Annotated in this window: 12 protein-coding genes; 4 read left to right on the top strand and 8 right to left on the bottom strand. The window is 72.0% G+C overall.

The genetic code is table 11. From position 1 onward, the window contains the following. The first annotated feature begins 36 nt into the window (after positions 1 to 36). Positions 37 to 2,283 (top strand): AAA family ATPase, encoded by a 2,247-nt coding sequence (locus ABZ172_RS06690; RefSeq protein WP_356880847.1) that lies wholly within the window; start codon positions 37 to 39, stop codon positions 2,281 to 2,283. Positions 2,284 to 2,297: 14 nt separating this feature from the next. Here the strand turns inward: ABZ172_RS06690 and rpsD are convergent, their stop codons facing one another. Further along, on the bottom strand, positions 2,298 to 2,912 hold the full coding sequence (gene rpsD / locus ABZ172_RS06685) for a 30S ribosomal protein S4 (protein WP_014157362.1): 615 nt from the start codon (positions 2,910 to 2,912) through the stop codon (positions 2,298 to 2,300). A gap of 188 nt (positions 2,913 to 3,100) precedes the next feature. Between rpsD and ABZ172_RS06680 the strand changes: the two genes are divergently transcribed. Beyond that, positions 3,101 to 3,802 carry a DUF2470 domain-containing protein gene (locus tag ABZ172_RS06680; RefSeq protein ID WP_356880845.1) on the top strand — a complete coding sequence of 234 codons (702 nt, stop codon included), beginning with the start codon at positions 3,101 to 3,103 and terminating at the stop codon, positions 3,800 to 3,802. A gap of 10 nt (positions 3,803 to 3,812) precedes the next feature. Here the strand turns inward: ABZ172_RS06680 and ABZ172_RS06675 are convergent, their stop codons facing one another. From ABZ172_RS06675 to ABZ172_RS06660, 4 genes are all read right to left on the bottom strand, one after another. Then, on the bottom strand, positions 3,813 to 5,186 hold the full coding sequence (locus ABZ172_RS06675) for a replication-associated recombination protein A (RefSeq protein ID WP_356880843.1): 1,374 nt from the start codon (positions 5,184 to 5,186) through the stop codon (positions 3,813 to 3,815). Positions 5,187 to 5,230: 44 nt separating this feature from the next. Further along, a complete protein-coding gene (locus tag ABZ172_RS06670) occupies positions 5,231 to 5,866 on the bottom strand; it encodes a vitamin K epoxide reductase family protein (RefSeq protein WP_356880841.1) in 636 nt (211 codons plus the stop codon). A gap of 492 nt (positions 5,867 to 6,358) precedes the next feature. Continuing rightward, positions 6,359 to 7,624 carry a histidine--tRNA ligase gene (gene hisS, locus ABZ172_RS06665; RefSeq protein ID WP_356880839.1) on the bottom strand — a complete coding sequence of 422 codons (1,266 nt, stop codon included), beginning with the start codon at positions 7,622 to 7,624 and terminating at the stop codon, positions 6,359 to 6,361. Between the two features lie 15 nt (positions 7,625 to 7,639). Next, positions 7,640 to 8,326, bottom strand: coding sequence for an MBL fold metallo-hydrolase (locus ABZ172_RS06660; protein WP_356880837.1), 687 nt, complete (start codon positions 8,324 to 8,326; stop codon positions 7,640 to 7,642). A 148-nt stretch (positions 8,327 to 8,474) separates the two neighbouring features. Here ABZ172_RS06660 and ABZ172_RS06655 point away from each other — a divergent pair, with 148 nt between their 5' ends. Both ABZ172_RS06655 and ABZ172_RS06650 read left to right on the top strand, forming a co-directional pair. After that, the gene (locus ABZ172_RS06655; RefSeq protein ID WP_356880835.1) at positions 8,475 to 9,257 is read left to right on the top strand and encodes a peptidylprolyl isomerase; all 783 of its coding nucleotides are present in this window, start codon (positions 8,475 to 8,477) and stop codon (positions 9,255 to 9,257) included. A gap of 189 nt (positions 9,258 to 9,446) precedes the next feature. Beyond that, positions 9,447 to 10,676 (top strand): DUF349 domain-containing protein, encoded by a 1,230-nt coding sequence (locus tag ABZ172_RS06650; RefSeq protein ID WP_356880833.1) that lies wholly within the window; start codon positions 9,447 to 9,449, stop codon positions 10,674 to 10,676. Between the two features lie 572 nt (positions 10,677 to 11,248). Here ABZ172_RS06650 and ABZ172_RS06645 read toward each other — a convergent pair. The 3 genes from ABZ172_RS06645 to secF all read right to left on the bottom strand — a co-directional run bounded on the left by ABZ172_RS06645 (position 11,249) and on the right by secF (position 15,937). After that, on the bottom strand, positions 11,249 to 14,116 hold the full coding sequence (locus tag ABZ172_RS06645) for a RelA/SpoT family protein (RefSeq protein ID WP_356880831.1): 2,868 nt from the start codon (positions 14,114 to 14,116) through the stop codon (positions 11,249 to 11,251). A gap of 169 nt (positions 14,117 to 14,285) precedes the next feature. Continuing rightward, complete coding sequence (locus tag ABZ172_RS06640) at positions 14,286 to 14,843, bottom strand: adenine phosphoribosyltransferase (protein ID WP_356880829.1); 558 nt, start codon at positions 14,841 to 14,843, stop codon at positions 14,286 to 14,288. Next, positions 14,840 to 15,937: a protein translocase subunit SecF gene (secF, locus tag ABZ172_RS06635; RefSeq protein ID WP_356880827.1), complete on the bottom strand. Its 1,098-nt coding sequence runs from the start codon at positions 15,935 to 15,937 to the stop codon at positions 14,840 to 14,842. The genes ABZ172_RS06640 and secF overlap by 4 nt, the downstream gene beginning before the upstream one ends.

Here is a 15,937-nt window from a genome sequence, read left to right as displayed (position 1 = left end):
TACGGAGAGCTTATGTGCCAGTACTCTGCGTGTTCCATGCGACGCCCTCAGCTCCCCTCCCCCACGCCCGACGACACGGAGCCCGCGTCCGTGCGCGGAAACCTCCCGGCGGAGCTGAACACCTTCGTGGGGCGCGACGCCGAACTGGCCGCGCTGCTCGCGCTGCTGGACGGTTCCCGGCTGGTCACCGTCGCCGGGGTCGCCGGGGTCGGCAAGAGCCGTCTCGCCGCCCGGGCCGCCGCTCTGATGGAGAAACGGTACTGCGACGGCGTGTGGATCGCCGAGCTCTCCGACGTCCACGATCCGGGTCTGCTCGTGCACACCCTGGTCGACGCCCTGGGGCTCACCGACCACACCCGCCGGCCGCCCCGCGCGGTGCTGGCGGAGTACTGCGCGGCCCGCCGGCTCCTGCTGGTGATCGACGGCTTCGAGCATCTCGCCGGCCCGTGCGCCGAGCTCCTGCGGGACCTGCTGCGCCGGGCCCCCGGCCTCCGGGTGCTCGCGGCCGGCCGCCGGCCGCTGCGGGTCGACGGCGAAGTCACCTTCTCCCTCCCGCCGATGACGGACGACGACGCCCTGGAACTCTTCGTCCGGCGCGCCGCCTCGGTACGGCCCGGCATCCCGCTGAGCGACGGCGACCGGGAGACCGCGCGGGAGCTCTGCCGCCGGCTCGACGGCATCCCGCTGGCCCTGGAACTCGCCGCAGGACGGCTGCGGGCCCTGACGCCGGGGCAGGTGCTGCACCGTCTCGACGACCGCTTCAAGCTGCTGACCGGGGGCAGTCCGAGCGCGCTCTCCCGGCACCGGACGCTGCGCACGGCGATCGGCTGGAGCCATGAGCTGTGCGCTCCCGGACAGCGCCTGCTGTGGGCGCGGCTCTCCGTGTTCGCCGGGCAGTTCGACCTGGAGGCGGTCGAGTACATCTGCAGCGGCCCGGACCTGCCCGCCGACTCGGTGCTCGACGTGCTGGACGAACTGCTGGCGCAGTCCCTGGTGCTGCGCGAGGACTCGGCGCTCGGCTGCCGCTACCGGCTGCTGGACACCGTGCGGGAGTACGGCGCCGAGTGGCTGCGGGCCACCGGGGACGCCGACCGGCTGCGCCGCAGGCACCGGGATTGGTACCTCGGGCTGGCGACCTGGTGCGAACTCGACTGGTTCAGCCCCCGGCAGGCGGAGGCCGCGGCCCGGATCGACAGCGATCTGCCCAATCTCCGCCGGGCGATGGAGTGTTCGATGGAGAGCCCGGAGGAGGTCCATCTCGCGCAGTACCTGGCGGGCACGCTGTGGTTCTTCTGGGCGGGCTGCGGCCGCCTCGCCGAGGGCCGCCACTGGCTGGACCAGGTGCTGGAGGAGGACTCCCCGTACGACCACTCGCGACTGAAGGCCCTGTGGGTGCTCGGCTACGTGGCGGTGCTGCAGGGGGATCCGGTGGGCGCGGTGTCGGCGCTGCAGGAGTGCCGTGAGGAGGGGGAGCGCTCGGGGGACGCTGCCGCGGTGGCCTACGCCGTGCACCGCACGGGCTGTCTCTCGATGGTCACGGACGACCCGATCCGCGCCGAGGAACTGCTGCGCGAGGCGCTGGGGCGCTACCGGGAGATCGGTGAGCTGAACAGCAATGTGCTGATGGCCCAGGTCGAGCTGGGCATGGCCGTCGCGTTCCGCGGCGGCCTGGAGGCGGCGGCGGCGATCTGCGAGGAGGTCCGCGAGATCTGCGAGGACCGCGGCGAGCGCTGGACCCTGGCCTACGCGCTGTACGTCCTGGGCTACGCGGCCCTGCGGTCGGGGCGGAACGGGCGGGCGCGCCGGATGCTCGGCGAGGCGCTGACCATCGCGCACACCTTCCACGACCTGCTGGGGACGGTCCTCTCCCTGGAGCTGCTGGCCCTCGTCACGGTGACCGAGGGCGACGCGGCCGGGGCCGCGGCGCTCCAGGGAGCCGCGGACCGGATCTGGCCCTCGGTGGGCCTGCCGCTGTTCGGCTCCGCGCACTACGGCGTGCCGCGGACCGAGTGCGAGTCACGGTCGAGGGCGGAACTCGGCGACGCCCGGTACGAGAGGGAGCGCGGGTCGGGCCGCCGGCTGGACACCCGGGCCGCGGTGGCGCGGGCGCTCCGGGGCGCCGCGGAGCACGGGGCGGGCCCGGCGGACGGCGGTCCGGATCCGGAGGGAACACCCGGACCGGGCGCGTCCGGAGCGGGGGCCGCCGGGCCGGGACCCGTCGGGGACACGCGAAGGCCCGCCGCCTCCCGTACATCAGGGAGGGGCGGGCCCGAGCTCGGTTGAGCGCTGCGCCTGCGTCAGCGGGCGTAGTACTCGACGACGAGCTGCTCGTCGCAGATGACCGGGATTTCCTTGCGGTTCGGGTCACGGTCCAGGCGGAAGGCCAGGGCCTTCAGGTTCACCTGGAGGTAGCGCGGGGTCTCGCCGTCGGTGTCGTAACCACCCTCACGGGCCACCTGGAAGGGGACCTTGGAGCGGCTGCGCTCGCGGACCTGCACGACGTCGTCGGGACGCACGCGGAAGGACGGCTTGTCGACCTTGCCGCCGTTGACCTCGATGTGGCCGTGGACGACCATCTGACGGGCCTGGTAGATGGTGCGGGCGATGCCCGAACGCAGGACCAGGGCGTCGAGACGGCGCTCGAGCTCGACGACCAGCGCCTCGCCCGTCTTGCCCTCGGCCTTGCGGGCGCGGTCGTAGGCACGCGCCATCTGGCGCTCGCTGATGTCGTACTGCGCGCGGAGACGCTGCTTCTCGAGCAGACGGACCTTGTAGTCCGAGTTCTGCTTGCGGCCACGGCCGTGCTCGCCCGGCGGGTAGGGGCGGGCTTCGAAGTACTTGACAGCCTTCGGCGTCAGGGCGATGCCGAGGGCACGCGACTTCTTGACCTTGGGACGCGACTGGTTAGGCACGTTCTCCAGACCTCCGTTGTAGGTTAGGTTAGGCTTACCTTACTCAAGGAGATCGCATGTCTCGCCCTGGGAACACCACACACGTCACGGACAGCACAGACAGCGACGGCGCACACGAGGGCGCCGTAACGACGGAAGGCCGATCTGATCGTGGTCAGCCGCGTCCCAGCGGGCTTGAAAACACTCGGATGCCGTCAGCAGCCGAGCGCACACGAACTCTCGTACAGAGTACCTGCTCCGCCGTGCTGATCGTACCGGGGCTGTCGGTGATCCACCCGGACCAGTCGATGCCGGTCAGCCGGAGCATCGGTCCCGAGGGCGACCTGTTCCTCGGTTTCCCCGCGGAATCCCCGGTCGTACGGGCCGCGACGCGGGCCCAGGGCGACGAGCTGACCGCTGTGCTGGAGATCACCGACGTCGCCCCGGTCTCCGTGCCCCACCGGATCCGCGGACGGGCCCGGGTCGCCGGCTGGCTCACCGCGGTGCCGGGGCTCGCGGAGCCGGGCCGGACGATGCTCCGGCTGGAGACCGGGGAGGCCTCGGTCGACGATCTGTGGGGCTTCGACGAGGTGGAGCCGGAGGACTTCCGGGACGCCGTCGCCGACCCGCTGACCGCGCACGAGACCGAACTCCTCCAGCACCTGCACGCCGCCCACGGTGACCGGATGGCCACCCTGTCCTCGCTGCTCGGCGACCGGGACGCGTGCGGCTGCCCGGAGCACCGGCTCGACGCCGTCCCGCTGGCGGTCGACCGCTTCGGCCTCCGGGTGCGCTTCGTCGAGGGCGGCCAGGCCTGCTTCGACGCGCGCTTCGAGTTTCCCGAGCCCGTGCGCGACGTCGGCGAGCTGCGCCGGGCGATGCACGTGCTCTTCGAGGCGGCGGCCTGCTGAGCCGCCGCCGTCACGAGGAGGCCGCGCCCCCGGGATCGGTCCGGCCGAGGCGCTCGCGGACCCGCTCCGCCACGTCGGCGTAGCGCGCCTCGGCGCCGTACCGGGTGGGTTCGTAGTAGCGCCTGCCGCGGACGGCGTCCGGGGCGTACTCCTGGGCGGCGATCCCGCCCGGGACGTCGTGCGGGTAGACGTATCCCTGGGCGTGGCCCAGCTTGGCGGCGCCCTTGTAGTGGCCGTCGCGCAGATGGGCGGGGACCGGGCCGGCGAGTCCCCGTCGCACGTCCTCCTGGGCGGCGGAGACCGCCAGGGTCGCCGCGTTCGACTTGGGGGCGAGGGCGAGGGCGATCGTGGCGTGGCTGAGGGTGAGCGCCGCCTCGGGGAAGCCGATCATGGCGACGGCCTGGGCGGCGGCCACCGCCGTGGGCAGTGCCGTCGGGTCGGCCAGCCCGATGTCCTCGCTGGCGGAGATCATCAGCCGCCGGGCGATGAAGCGCGGGTCCTCCCCCGCCTCGATCATCCGGGCCAGGTAGTGCAGCGCGGCGTCCACGTCGGACCCGCGGATCGACTTGATCAGGGCGCTCGCCACGTCGTAGTGCTGGTCGCCGTCCCGGTCGTACTTCACGGCGGCGCGGTCGACCGTCTCCTCCAGCGTCTCCAGGGTGATCGCGTCCTCGTGCTTGGAGAGTGCCGCTCCGGCGGCGGCCTCCAGCGCGGTCAGCACCCGCCGGGCGTCCCCGCCGGCGATCCGCAGCAGGTGCGCCTCGGCGTCCTCGGGGAGCGTGACGGCTCCGGCCAGCCCCCGCTCGTCCTCCACGGCCCGGCGCAGCAGGGCGCGCAGGTCGTCGTCGCCGAGCGGCTCCAGGGTGAGGAGCAGGGAGCGCGACAGCAGCGGGGAGATGATCGAGAAGTACGGATTCTCGGTGGTGGCCGCGATGAGGGTGACCCAGCGGTTCTCCACGGCGGGGAGCAGCGAGTCCTGCTGGGCCTTGGAGAAGCGGTGGATCTCGTCGAGGAAGAGGACGGTCTCCTTGCCGTAGCCGCCGGTGGCGCGGCGCGCGCCCTCGATGACCGCCCGGACCTCCTTGACACCGGCGGTGATCGCGGAGAGCTCGACGAAGCGCTTGTTGGTGGCCTTGCTGACGACGTACGCCAGGGTCGTCTTGCCCGTGCCGGGCGGACCCCAGAGGATCACCGACGAGGGCCCGGCGGGGCCCGAGCCGCCGTCGCCGACGAGGCGGCGCAGCGGCGAGCCCGGCTTGAGCAGGTGCTGCTGGCCGACGACCTCGTCCAGCGTGCGAGGACGCATCCGGACAGCGAGGGGGCTGCTGGACGGGTCCTTCTCCTGGCGGTCTTCGGCGGCTGCGGTAAAGAGGTCGGGCTCCACGCGGGAAAGCCTATGTCACCCCACCGACAGGACCGCCCGGTGCGTCAGCTGGTCCAGAAGTCCCACCAGCGGGTCAGGATCAGCATGCCGATGATCCCGATCCAGAGCACCGGCGGCACCCAGGGGAACTCGGTGAGGGTGTTCCGGAGCCAGGCGGGGGCGGGCAGGATGCCGTGCCGGATGTTGTGCGTGGTGACGTAGCAGAACATGACGATGGTGGCGACCCAGGCCAGGCAGCACCACAGGCACAGCGAGTTGATGTTGTACAGCGACTGGTACTGCAGCCAGGTGCAGAAGCCGACGCCGAACAGCGTGCCCGCGTTGAGGCCCAGCCAGTACCAGGCGCGGAAGCGGGCGCCCGCCAGGAGCGCCATGCCGATGCCGATGACCACGGAGTAGGTGGCGATGCCGAGCATCGGGTTGGGGAAGCCGAAGGCGGACGCCTGCTCGCTCTTCATGATGTTGCCGCACGCGACGACCGGGTTCAGGCTGCAGCCCGGGGTGAAGCTCGGGTCCTCCAGCAGCTTGAACTTGTCGATCGTGATCACCCAGGCGGCGAGCAGCCCGGCCGCTCCCGTGATCACCAGCAGCAGTGCGAGCGCGCGACTGCCGCCGAAGGTCTTCGCCCCGTTGTCCTCGTCCTGCCGTGAGGAGGGGTGGTCTACCGCTGCCATCGTCATATCGCCGTTCCATCACTGAGTAGCCAGCCGGGCTCCGTCATTGTGCCGCACCGTCGGCACGCCCATCCGTTCGATGGCCATAAAGGTGTGCGCGGACCGGGACCGCGGCCCGGTGCTGCGGCGGAGCCGCGCCGGACGGCGGACCGGGTGGCCGGGGTGCGCGGGCCGGGCGGGCGTCCGGGCCGCCCCACCGCTCCGGCCCCGTCCCGACCTGCGGATCAGCCCCGCGGACGCGCCGGGCGTCCCGGCCGGGGTGGTGCGGGCCGGGGCGCCGGCACACGGATGGGGCCGGTGCGTCAGGGCGGCGCGGGGCACCTCCGTCGCGTGGTCGCCTCTTCCGCGGGCGGCCGTCAGCGCTCCCCGATCAAGATCGCCCCACAGGATGAATCCGCCGCCTCCGGGTTGACGGAGGGCCCGCCGGACCAGGTGCCGGACAGGGGCGTGCCCGCCCGGTCGGACCGGGCGGGCACGGGTGCGGACGGGCGGGTCGGCTCAGGCGGTCAGCCTGGCCCGGATCACCGTGACCAGTTCGTCGACGGCCACGGCCTCCTGCTCGCCCGACTCCATGTCCTTGAGCTGGACGTTGCCCTCGGCGAGGTCCCGCTCCCCGGCCACGACCGTGTAGCGGGCACCGGAGCGGTTCGCGCTCTTCATGGCGCCCTTGAGGCCCCGGCCGCCGAACGCGAAGTCGGTCGCGACGCCGGCCTTGCGCAGTTCGGTGACCAGGCCGAAGAGCACCCGCCGCGCCTCCTCGCCGAGCGGCACCGCGTAGACGCCGGTCGGGGCGGGGATGTCGAGTTCGACGCCCTCGGCCTCCAGGGCGAGCACCGTGCGGTCCACGCCGAGGGCCCAGCCGACGGACGGCAGCGCGGGGCCGCCGATCATCTCGGACAGACCGTCGTAGCGTCCGCCGCCGCCCACCGCGGACTGGGAGCCCAGGCCGTCGTGGACGAACTCGAAGGTCGTGCGGGTGTAGTAGTCGAGGCCGCGGACCAGCTTCTCGTCGTCCTCGTAGGCGACGCCCGCGGCCGTCAGCAGGTCGCGGACCTCCTCGTGGTACGCCTTGCAGGCGTCGCAGAGGAAATCGCGCAGCATCGGGGCACCGGTCAGCTGCTTCTGGACGTCGGGCCGCTTGTCGTCGAGGACCCGCAGCGGGTTGATCTCGATGCGCCGGCGGGTCTCCTCGTCGAGGTCGAGGTCCCGCAGGAACGTCTGGAGCGCCTCGCGGTAGACGGGCCGGCACTCCTTGTCACCCAGCGAGTTCAGCAGGATGCGGAACTCCGTGAGGCCGAGCGAGCGGTAGGCCTGGTCGGCGAGGATGATCAGCTCGGCGTCGAGTGCGGGGTCCTCCGTGCCGATGGCCTCGGCGCCCACCTGCGAGAAGTGGCGGTAGCGGCCCGCCTGCGGACGCTCGTAGCGGTAGTACGAGCCCGAGTACCAGAGCTTGACGGGGAGGTTGCCCGCCTTGTGGAGGTTGGCCTCCAGGGCGGCGCGCAGCACGGACGCGGTGCCCTCGGGGCGCAGCGCGAGCTTGTCGCCGCCCTTGGTCTCGAAGGCGTACATCTCCTTGGACACGATGTCGGTGGACTCGCCGACGCCCCGGGCGAACAGCGCGACGTCCTCGAAGCCGGGGGTCTCGATGTATCCGTAGCCGGAGTGCTTCAGGGGCGAGGCGATGGCCTCGCGCACCGCGAGGAACTTCGCGGAGCGGGGCGGGGTCAGGTCGTACGTGCCCTTGGGGGCCCGGAAGGTGCTCACAGGTCTTTTCTCTCGTCACATTCCTCGGCGGGGCGCGTCCAGTCCGTGCAGGTACGGATTGGAGGCGCGCTCGCGGCCGATGGTCGTCTGGGGGCCGTGGCCGGACAGCACCACGGTCGAGTCGTCGAGCGGCAGGCACACGCGGGCCAGGGACTCGAGCAGCTCGGTGTGGTCGCCGCCGGGCATGTCGGTGCGTCCGACGGAGCCGGCGAAGAGCAGGTCGCCCGAGAAGAGGATCTGCGGTACGTCCGCGACCTCGGGCATCCGGAACGTCACCGACCCCTTGGTATGGCCCGGTGCGTGCGCGACGCCGAACTCCATGCCGGCGAGCTTCAGCGCCGCACCGTCGGACAGTTCCTTCACGTCGTCCGGCTCACCGACGGTCAGCTCGCCCATCAGCGGCATCCCGATGGAGCGTCCCAGCCCCTTCTCGGGGTCGCTCATCATGTAGCGGTCCTCGGGATGGATCCAGGCGGGGACGTCGTGGGCCCCGCACACGGGCACCACCGAGGCGACGTGGTCGATGTGGCCGTGGGTGAGGACGACGGCGACGGGCTTGAGCCGATGCTTCTTCAGCGCTTCCTCGACGCCCTGGGCGGCCTGGTGCCCCGGGTCGATGATCACGCACTCCTCGCCGGCGGCGGGGGCGACCAGGTAGCAGTTGGTCCCCCAGGCCCCGGCGGGGAACCCGGCAATGAGCACGATCGTCCTTAAGGTGTCGTCCGACGAGGAGGGCCGCGGAGGGTCGTGCGGCAGACCCGAGACTACCGGCGCTCCTCATTCCACAGCTAACCCATATACCGTACGGGCATTCCAGGTCCGATCACACGACGCACAAGGAGACCATCCGGTGGTCAGCAGCGATCAGCGGCGGCGGCAGCTCGCCCGGGAGAAGTTCGAGCGGCAGCAGCAGCGCCGGGAGGAAGCGCGCCGCAGGACGAGGCGTCTCACGGTGATCATCGCCTCCTCGGTGGCCGTGGTTGCGGTCATCGGGGTCGGCGCCTGGCTCACGTTCGACGGGGACGACGTGAAGAGCTCGGCGAAGGCCGAGGCGAGCCCGTCGGCGTCGCCCTCGGAGAGCGAGAGCAGCGCGCCCGAGCCCGCGATGAAGATCGACAAGAAGGCCTCGTACACGATGTCGCTCACGACGAGCCAGGGCGACATCGGCATCACGATGGACGCGGCGAAGACCCCGCACACCACGAACTCCTTCAAGGCCCTCGCGGACAAGGGGTACTTCGACGACACGAAGTGTCACCGGCTGACCACCGAGGGCATCTTCGTCCTCCAGTGCGGCGACCCGAAGGGCGACGGGACGGGCGGCCCCGGCTACACGATCCCGGACGAGAACCTGACCTCGCTGGGCAAGCCGGGTGACGACGGTTCGGTGACCTATCCCAAGGGCACCGTCGCGATGGCCAACACCGGCCAGCCGGGGACCGGCGGGAGCCAGTTCTTCCTGGTCTACAAGGACACCAAACTGCCCCCCAACTACACGCCGTTCGGCACCATGGACGACGCCGGCCTGAAGGCGGTCGAGAAGGTCGCCGCGGCGGGTGTCGCCGAGGGTGCGGCCGACGGTGCTCCGAAGAAGGCCGTCACGATCGAGAAGGTGAAGGTCGACAAGGCCTGACGCCACGGGCGGCCGCCCGGCCGGAGGCTCCGGGAGGGTACCGGAGAATTTCAGCCGCGCTGAGTGCGGACAGCCGGGCGGCCGGTCGCCTAGATTGGCGTGGTGGAGGGCGGGCGCTGCCCGCCCCAGGAAACTGTGGACGATGCACGGGGGGCCAACCCCCTCGATGCATCAGGTGGAGGAGGCGCTGTGAGCAGCGACCCGTGGGGCCGTGTCGACGAGACGGGCACCGTGTACGTGCGTACGGCCGAGGGCGAGCAGGTCGTCGGATCGTGGCAGGCCGGTTCCCCCGAGGAGGCACTGGCTTATTTCGAGCGCAAGTACGAGGGCCTGGTGGTCGAGATCGGCCTCCTGGAGCGGCGGGTGAAGACCACCGACCTCTCGGCGAAGGACGCCACGGCGGCGATCGACCACCTGCGGCAGCAGGTGGACGAGCACCACGCCGTCGGGGACCTCGCCGCGCTCGGCAAGCGGCTGGACGCGCTCGTCGCGACGGTCGACTCGCGGCGCGAGGAGCGCAAGGCCCAGAAGGCGAAGCAGACCGACGAGGCCCGTCAGGCCAAGGAGGCGCTCGTCGTCGAGGCCGAGGAGCTGGCGCAGAGCGAGCAGTGGCGTTCGGCCGGTGAGCGTCTGCGGGCGCTGGTCGACACGTGGAAGGGGTTGCCGCGTCTGGACCGCAAGTCCGACGACGAGCTCTGGCACCGCTTCTCGCATGCCCGTTCCGCCTTCTCCAAGCGCCGCAAGGCCCACTTCGCCGCGCTGGACGCCCAGCGCGAGGAGGCGCGCAAGGTCAAGGAGAGGCTGGTCGCCGAGGCCGAGTCGCTCTCCGGCTCGACCGACTGGGGCACGACGGCCGCGCGTTACCGCGACCTGATGACCGAGTGGAAGGCGGCCGGACGCGCCCAGCGCGAGGCCGAGGACGAGCTGTGGAACCGCTTCCGCGGCGCCCAGGACGTCTTCTTCGGCGCCCGCAGCGGTGTCTTCGCCGAGCGCGACGCCGAGCAGGGCGAGAACCTCAAGCTCAAGGAGGAGCTCGCCACCGAGGCCGAGAAGCTGGTCCCGGTGAAGGACCTGAAGGCCGCCAGGGCGGCGTTCCGCTCCATCAACGAGCGCTGGGAGGCCATCGGCCATGTCCCGCGTGACGCCCGCCCGAAGGTCGAGGGCCGGGTGCAGGCGGTGGAGCGCGCGCTCCAGGAGGCCGAGGAGTCCGAGTGGCGCCGGACGAACCCGGAGGCACGGGCCCGTGCCGAGGGCCTGACCGGTCAGCTCCAGGCGGCCGTCGACAAGCTGCGTACGCAGATCGACACGGCGCGCGCCTCGGGCAACAACGCCCGGGCCGACAAGCTCTCCCGTGAGCTCGAGGGCCGCCAGGCCCTGCTGGACCAGGCGCTGAAGGGCCTGGAGGAGTTCGGCGGCTGAGCCGCGTTCTCCCCGGCACGACGAGGGGCCCGTGCACGCGTCGTGTGCACGGGCCCCTCGTCGTGCGTCAGCCACCGGGGCGCCGGGGCGCGGCCCTGGGGCGGGGTGCGGCCATGGGCCAGGGCGGGGCGACGCCATAGGCCGGGGAGCGAGGCCGGTGGCGGGGCGCTGCCACAGGCCGGGGCGCAGGGCCGGGGCGGGCCTGGGGCGGGCACCTCGGCTGCACGGGCCGTGGACGCGTGCCTCGGCGGCCGTTGCCGTGCGGCGGATCCGGGAACCGGTCCTCTTCCCGTGCCGGGACCCGAGGCCGGCGCACCGAGGAGGGCGCATGTGCCCGGAGACCGGCGGGGGCCCGTGCCGCAGAGACCGGGCGGTCCCGAGGGACGGGCGGACGGCTGCCGCTACGACCTGCCGTGACCGCAGGGACCGGCGTCTGTCGGCCGACAGACGCCGTGGGCGGGCCCCGGGGCCCCGCCCACTGCCACCGCTACGACCGGCCGTGACCCAGGGACCGGCGGGTGTCGCCCGCCAGGGGCCGGGGCGGTCCCTGAGGGCCGCCCCGGCGGCTGCGGCTACGGCCGGCGCGCCGAGGTGACCCGGTAGACGTCGTAGACGCCCTCCACGCCGCGTACGGCCTTCAGGACGTGCCCCAGGTGCTTCGGGTCGCCCATCTCGAAGGTGAAGCGCGAGGTGGCCACCCGGTCGCGGGAGGTCTGCACGGCCGCCGACAGGATGTTCACGTGCTGGTCGGACAGCACGCGGGTGACGTCGGAGAGCAGCCGGGACCGGTCGAGCGCCTCCACCTGGATGGCGACCAGGAAGACGGACGACTGGGTGGGCGCCCATTCGACGTCGAGGATCCGCTCGGGCTGCTGCGAGAGCGAGTCGACGTTGACGCAGTCCGCGCGGTGCACGGAGACGCCGCTCCCCCGGGTGACGAACCCGATGATCGGGTCGCCGGGCACCGGGGTGCAGCAGCGGGCCAGCTTGACCCAGACGTCCTCGACGCCCTTGACGACGACACCGGGGTCGCCCTTGGACCGGCGCTTGCTGCGTCCGTGCGAGGGCGGGGAGCTCTCCGCCAGGTCCTCGTTGGCGGCGTCCTCGCCGCCGAGCGCCTGGACGAGCTTCTGGACGACGCCCGCGGCGGCGACATGCCCCTCACCGATCGCCGCGTACAGCGACGAGATATCGGGGTAGCGCATCTCGTGGGCCAGCGTGACCAGGGAGTCGCCCGTGAGGATGCGCTGGATCGGCAGGTTCTGCTTGCGCATGGCCCGCGCGATGGCGTCCTTGCCCTGCTCGATCGCCTCGTCGCGCCGTTCCTTGGAGAACCAGGCCCGGATCTTGTTGCGGGCCCGGGGCGACTTGACGAACTGGAGCCAGTCGCGGGAGGGCCCGGCGCCGGCCGCCTTGGAGGTGAAGACCTCCACCAGGTCACCGTTGTCGAGGGTCGACTCCAGCGGGACGAGCCGCCCGTTGACCCGGGCTCCTATGGTGCGGTGTCCGACCTCCGTGTGGACGGCGTACGCGAAGTCGACCGGAGTCGCGCCGGCGGGCAGCGCTATCACGTCGCCCTTCGGCGTGAAGACGAAGACCTCGTTGCGCGACAGGTCGAAGCGCAGGGACTCCAGGAACTCGCTGGGGTCCTCGGTCTCCTTCTGCCAGTCCAGGAGCTGGCGCAGCCACGCCATGTCGTTGACGGTGTCCTGCCCGCGGCCGCCCGTGTTCCGGGGGACGTCGGTGCGCACCTTGGAGGCGCCCGCCACGGCCTCCTGCTTGTACTTCCAGTGCGCGGCGATGCCGTACTCGGCGCGCCGGTGCATGTCGAAGGTCCGGATCTGGAGCTCGACGGGCTTGCCGCTGGGACCGATCACCGTGGTGTGCAGCGACTGATACATGTTGAACTTGGGCATCGCGATGTAGTCCTTGAACCGCCCGGGCACCGGATTCCACCGGGCGTGGACGGTGCCGAGCGCCGCGTAGCAGTCGCGGACCGTGTCGACGAGGACCCTGATGCCCACCAGGTCGTAGATCTCGGCGAAGTCGCGCCCCCGCACGATCATCTTCTGGTAGACGCTGTAGTAGTGCTTCGGCCGTCCGGTGACGGTGGCCTTGATGCGGGCGGCGCGCAGGTCGGCCTGGACCTCGTCGGTCACTATGGCGAGGTACTCGTCGCGCTTCGGCGCCCGCTCGGCGACGAGGCGGACGATCTCGTCGTACATCTTGGGGTAGAGGATCGCGAAGGCGAGGTCCTCCAGCTCCCACTTGATGGTGTTCATGCCCAGGCGGTGGGCCAGCGGCGCGTAGATCTCCAGGGTCTCGCGGGCCTTCTTCTCCTGCTTCTCCCGCTTGAGGTAGCGCATGGTGCGCATGTTGTGCAGCCGGTCGGCGAGCTTGATGACCAGGACCCGGGGGTCCTTGGCCATGGCGACGACCATCTTGCGCACGGTCTCCGCCTGGGCGGCCTCACCGAACTTGACCTTGTCGAGCTTGGTGACGCCGTCGACGAGCAGCGCGACCTGGTCGCCGAAGTCCTTGCGCAGGGTGTCCAGGCCGTACTCGGTGTCCTCGACCGTGTCGTGCAGCAGCCCCGCCATGAGCGTCGCCGGGTCCATGCCGAGCTCGGCGAGGATCGTGGTGACGGCGAGCGGGTGGGTGATGTACGGGTCGCCGCTCTTGCGCTTCTGCCCCCGGTGCCAGCGCTCGGCGACCTGGTAGGCGCGCTCGATCTGGCGCAGGGTGGCGGACTCGATCTTGGGGTCATTGCTGCGGACCGTCCGCAGGAGGGGTTCGAGCACCGGGTTGTACGGGCTGGAGCGCTGTACGCCCAGACGGGCGAGGCGGGCCCGGACCCGGCTGGAGGAGCCGCCGGAGCGCGCGGACGCGGCCGGTGCGCCGGCGGCGGGCCGGGCCGGGGACTTCGCTGCGGGCGCCGGGGGCTTCTGCGCCCCGGACGCGGGGGCGGGCTTCTGCTGGGGCGCGGAACCCGAGCCGGAGGTGGCCTTCTCTCCGGACGCGGGCGCGGAACCCGAGCCGAAGGTGGCCTTCTCTCCGGACGCGGGCGCGGAACCCGAGCCGGACGCCGGCGCGGAACCCGAGCCGGGCGCCCCCTCCGTACCGGAGGCGGGGGCGGGCTTCTCCTGGGGAGCGGAACCTGAACCGGGCGCCGGCGCGGAACCCGAGCCGGGCGCGGATGTCTTCGCGCCGGAGGACGGTGCCGCCTTCACGCCGGGAGGCGGCCCCGGCTTCGCCGCCGTGGGCGGGGCCGGGTCGGCCGCGGGCGGCCGGGCTGCCGGGTCCGGTGCGGAACCCTGCGCGGGGCGGTCGGCGGACCCGGAGGCGCCACGCCCGCCGGGCTGCGTCCCGCCGGGCGTGGCGGAGTCCGCCGCGGGCCGTTCGGGCTGCGGGGCGGCGACTGGCTGGGCCTCGTCTGGCAAGAGCGCTCCTCGTGCGGATCCGGGCTGCCGGATAGCCCATGGTATCGATCTCCGGGCATGTCCTCGCCCGGGGACCGCGGAACCCCGCACGGACGCAGGACGGGTATCCGGATGTTCCCGGATACCCGTCCTGTGCGTCCCTACGCGCGCCGTGCTCGCGCGGCGCAGGTCAGAGGGTGATCAGAGCCTCCAGCGGGGCGTTCCGCAGCCCCGCCCCGAGCCGGTCGCGGCCGAGGAGGAAGCCCAGCTCCATGAGCACCGAAACTCCGGCGACCTCTGCACCGGCCCGCCGGATGAGCTCCAGCGAGGCCTCGGCCGTGCCACCGGTGGCCAGGACGTCGTCGATGACCATGACCCGGTCGTCGGCGGACAGGTCCTCGGCGTGGATCTCGATCTCCGCGGTGCCGTACTCCAGCTCGTACGCCTGTCCGAGGGTGGCGCCGGGCAGCTTCCCGGCCTTGCGGACGGGGACGAACCCGATCCCGGCCCGGACGGCGACCGGCGCGGCCAGGATGAAGCCGCGCGCCTCCAGGCCCACGATCTTGGTGGCGCCGTGCCGCACGCACAGCTCCACGAAGAAGTCGGTGAGCGCGGCGAAGGCGACCGGGTCCGCGAGCAGCGGGGTGATGTCCTTGAACAGCACTCCGGGCTTCGGATAGTCCGGTACGTCGCGGATCCGGCTGAGCAGGAGCTCCCGGGTCGCGTCGGTGACGCTCGTGCTCGTCATCGACGGTTCCTCGGAGCCCGGCCGTGGCCCCCGGGCTGGCGGCGCTGCCCGACGACCGCACCCGCGGGCTCGGCCTCGTCGGCCGGGTCCTCGCGCTCGTCCTCGGCGGACTCGCCCTTGGCGGCCGCGGCGGCCCGCTTGGCGAGGATCCGCTTCTTCAGTGCCTTTATCTGCGGCTCGCGCTCCTTGAGGTCGGCGACCAGCGGGGTGGCGATGAAGATCGAGGAGTACGCACCGGCGGCGAGGCCGACGAAGAGCGACAGCGAGATGTCGTTCAGCATGCCGGCGCCGAGGACACCGCCGCCGATGAACAGCAGACCGGCGACCGGCAGCAGCGCCACCACGGTGGTGTTGATGGAGCGCACCAGCGTGCCGTTGATGGAGCGGTTGGCGATCTCGCTGTAGGTCCAGCGGGTCTGCTTGGTGATCCCCTGCGTGCCCTCCTTGAGGCTGTCGAACACGACGACCGTGTCGTAGAGGGAGTAACCGAGGATGGTCAGCAGACCGATGACGGTGCCCGGGGTGACCTCGAAGCCGACGAGGGCGTAGACACCGACGGTGATGGTGATGTCGTGGATCAGCGCGACGAGGGCGGCGACGGCCATCCGCCACTCGAAGGCGATGGCCAGGTAGACCACCACGAGGACCATGAAGATGCCGAGGCCCGCCCAGGCCTTGTTGGCGATCTGCTCGCCCCAGCTGGGTCCGACCAGGTCCGCGTTGATCTTGGACTCGGGGATGCCGAGGTCCTCGGAGAGCTGGGTCTTGATCTGGTCGGCCTTCTGGGTGTCGACCTCGGTGATCTGGATCCGGAGGCCGCCGTTGCCGAGCTCCTGGACGATCGCCTCGTGGCCGGAGGCCGCGACCGCGTCGTCGTGGGCCTGGGAGACCGACACCTTGGCCTTGGTGTCCGTCGTGAAGACGGCACCGCCCTTGAACTCGATGCCCATGTTCAGGCCGCTGACCGCCAGGCCGAGGATGGCCGTGATGGTGATCAGGATCGAGACGCCGTACCAGATCTTGCGCTTGCCGATGAAGTCGTAACCGACCTCGCCACGGTAGAGCCGGGCGCCGAGATTGCCGAGTCGCGACAT

Source organism: Streptomyces sp. NPDC006296 (genome assembly GCF_040613235.1).
Taxonomy (GTDB): domain Bacteria; phylum Actinomycetota; class Actinomycetes; order Streptomycetales; family Streptomycetaceae; genus Streptomyces.
Note: the sequence above shows the minus strand (reverse complement) of the source record. Positions and strands in the feature narration are given on the sequence as shown.

Bases quoted from the DNA above. Each gene is read 5' to 3' on its own strand.
- ABZ172_RS06640 (WP_356880829.1), bottom strand. From the start codon at position 14,843: ATGACGAGCACGAGCGTCACCGACGCGACCCGGGAGCTCCTGCTCAGC.
- ABZ172_RS06690 (WP_356880847.1), top strand. From the start codon at position 37: ATGCGACGCCCTCAGCTCCCCTCCCCCACGCCCGACGACACGGAGCCC.
- secF (WP_356880827.1), bottom strand. From the start codon at position 15,937: ATGTCGCGACTCGGCAATCTCGGCGCCCGGCTCTACCGTGGCGAGGTC.
- ABZ172_RS06670 (WP_356880841.1), bottom strand. From the start codon at position 5,866: ATGACGATGGCAGCGGTAGACCACCCCTCCTCACGGCAGGACGAGGAC.
- ABZ172_RS06680 (WP_356880845.1), top strand. From the start codon at position 3,101: ATGCCGTCAGCAGCCGAGCGCACACGAACTCTCGTACAGAGTACCTGC.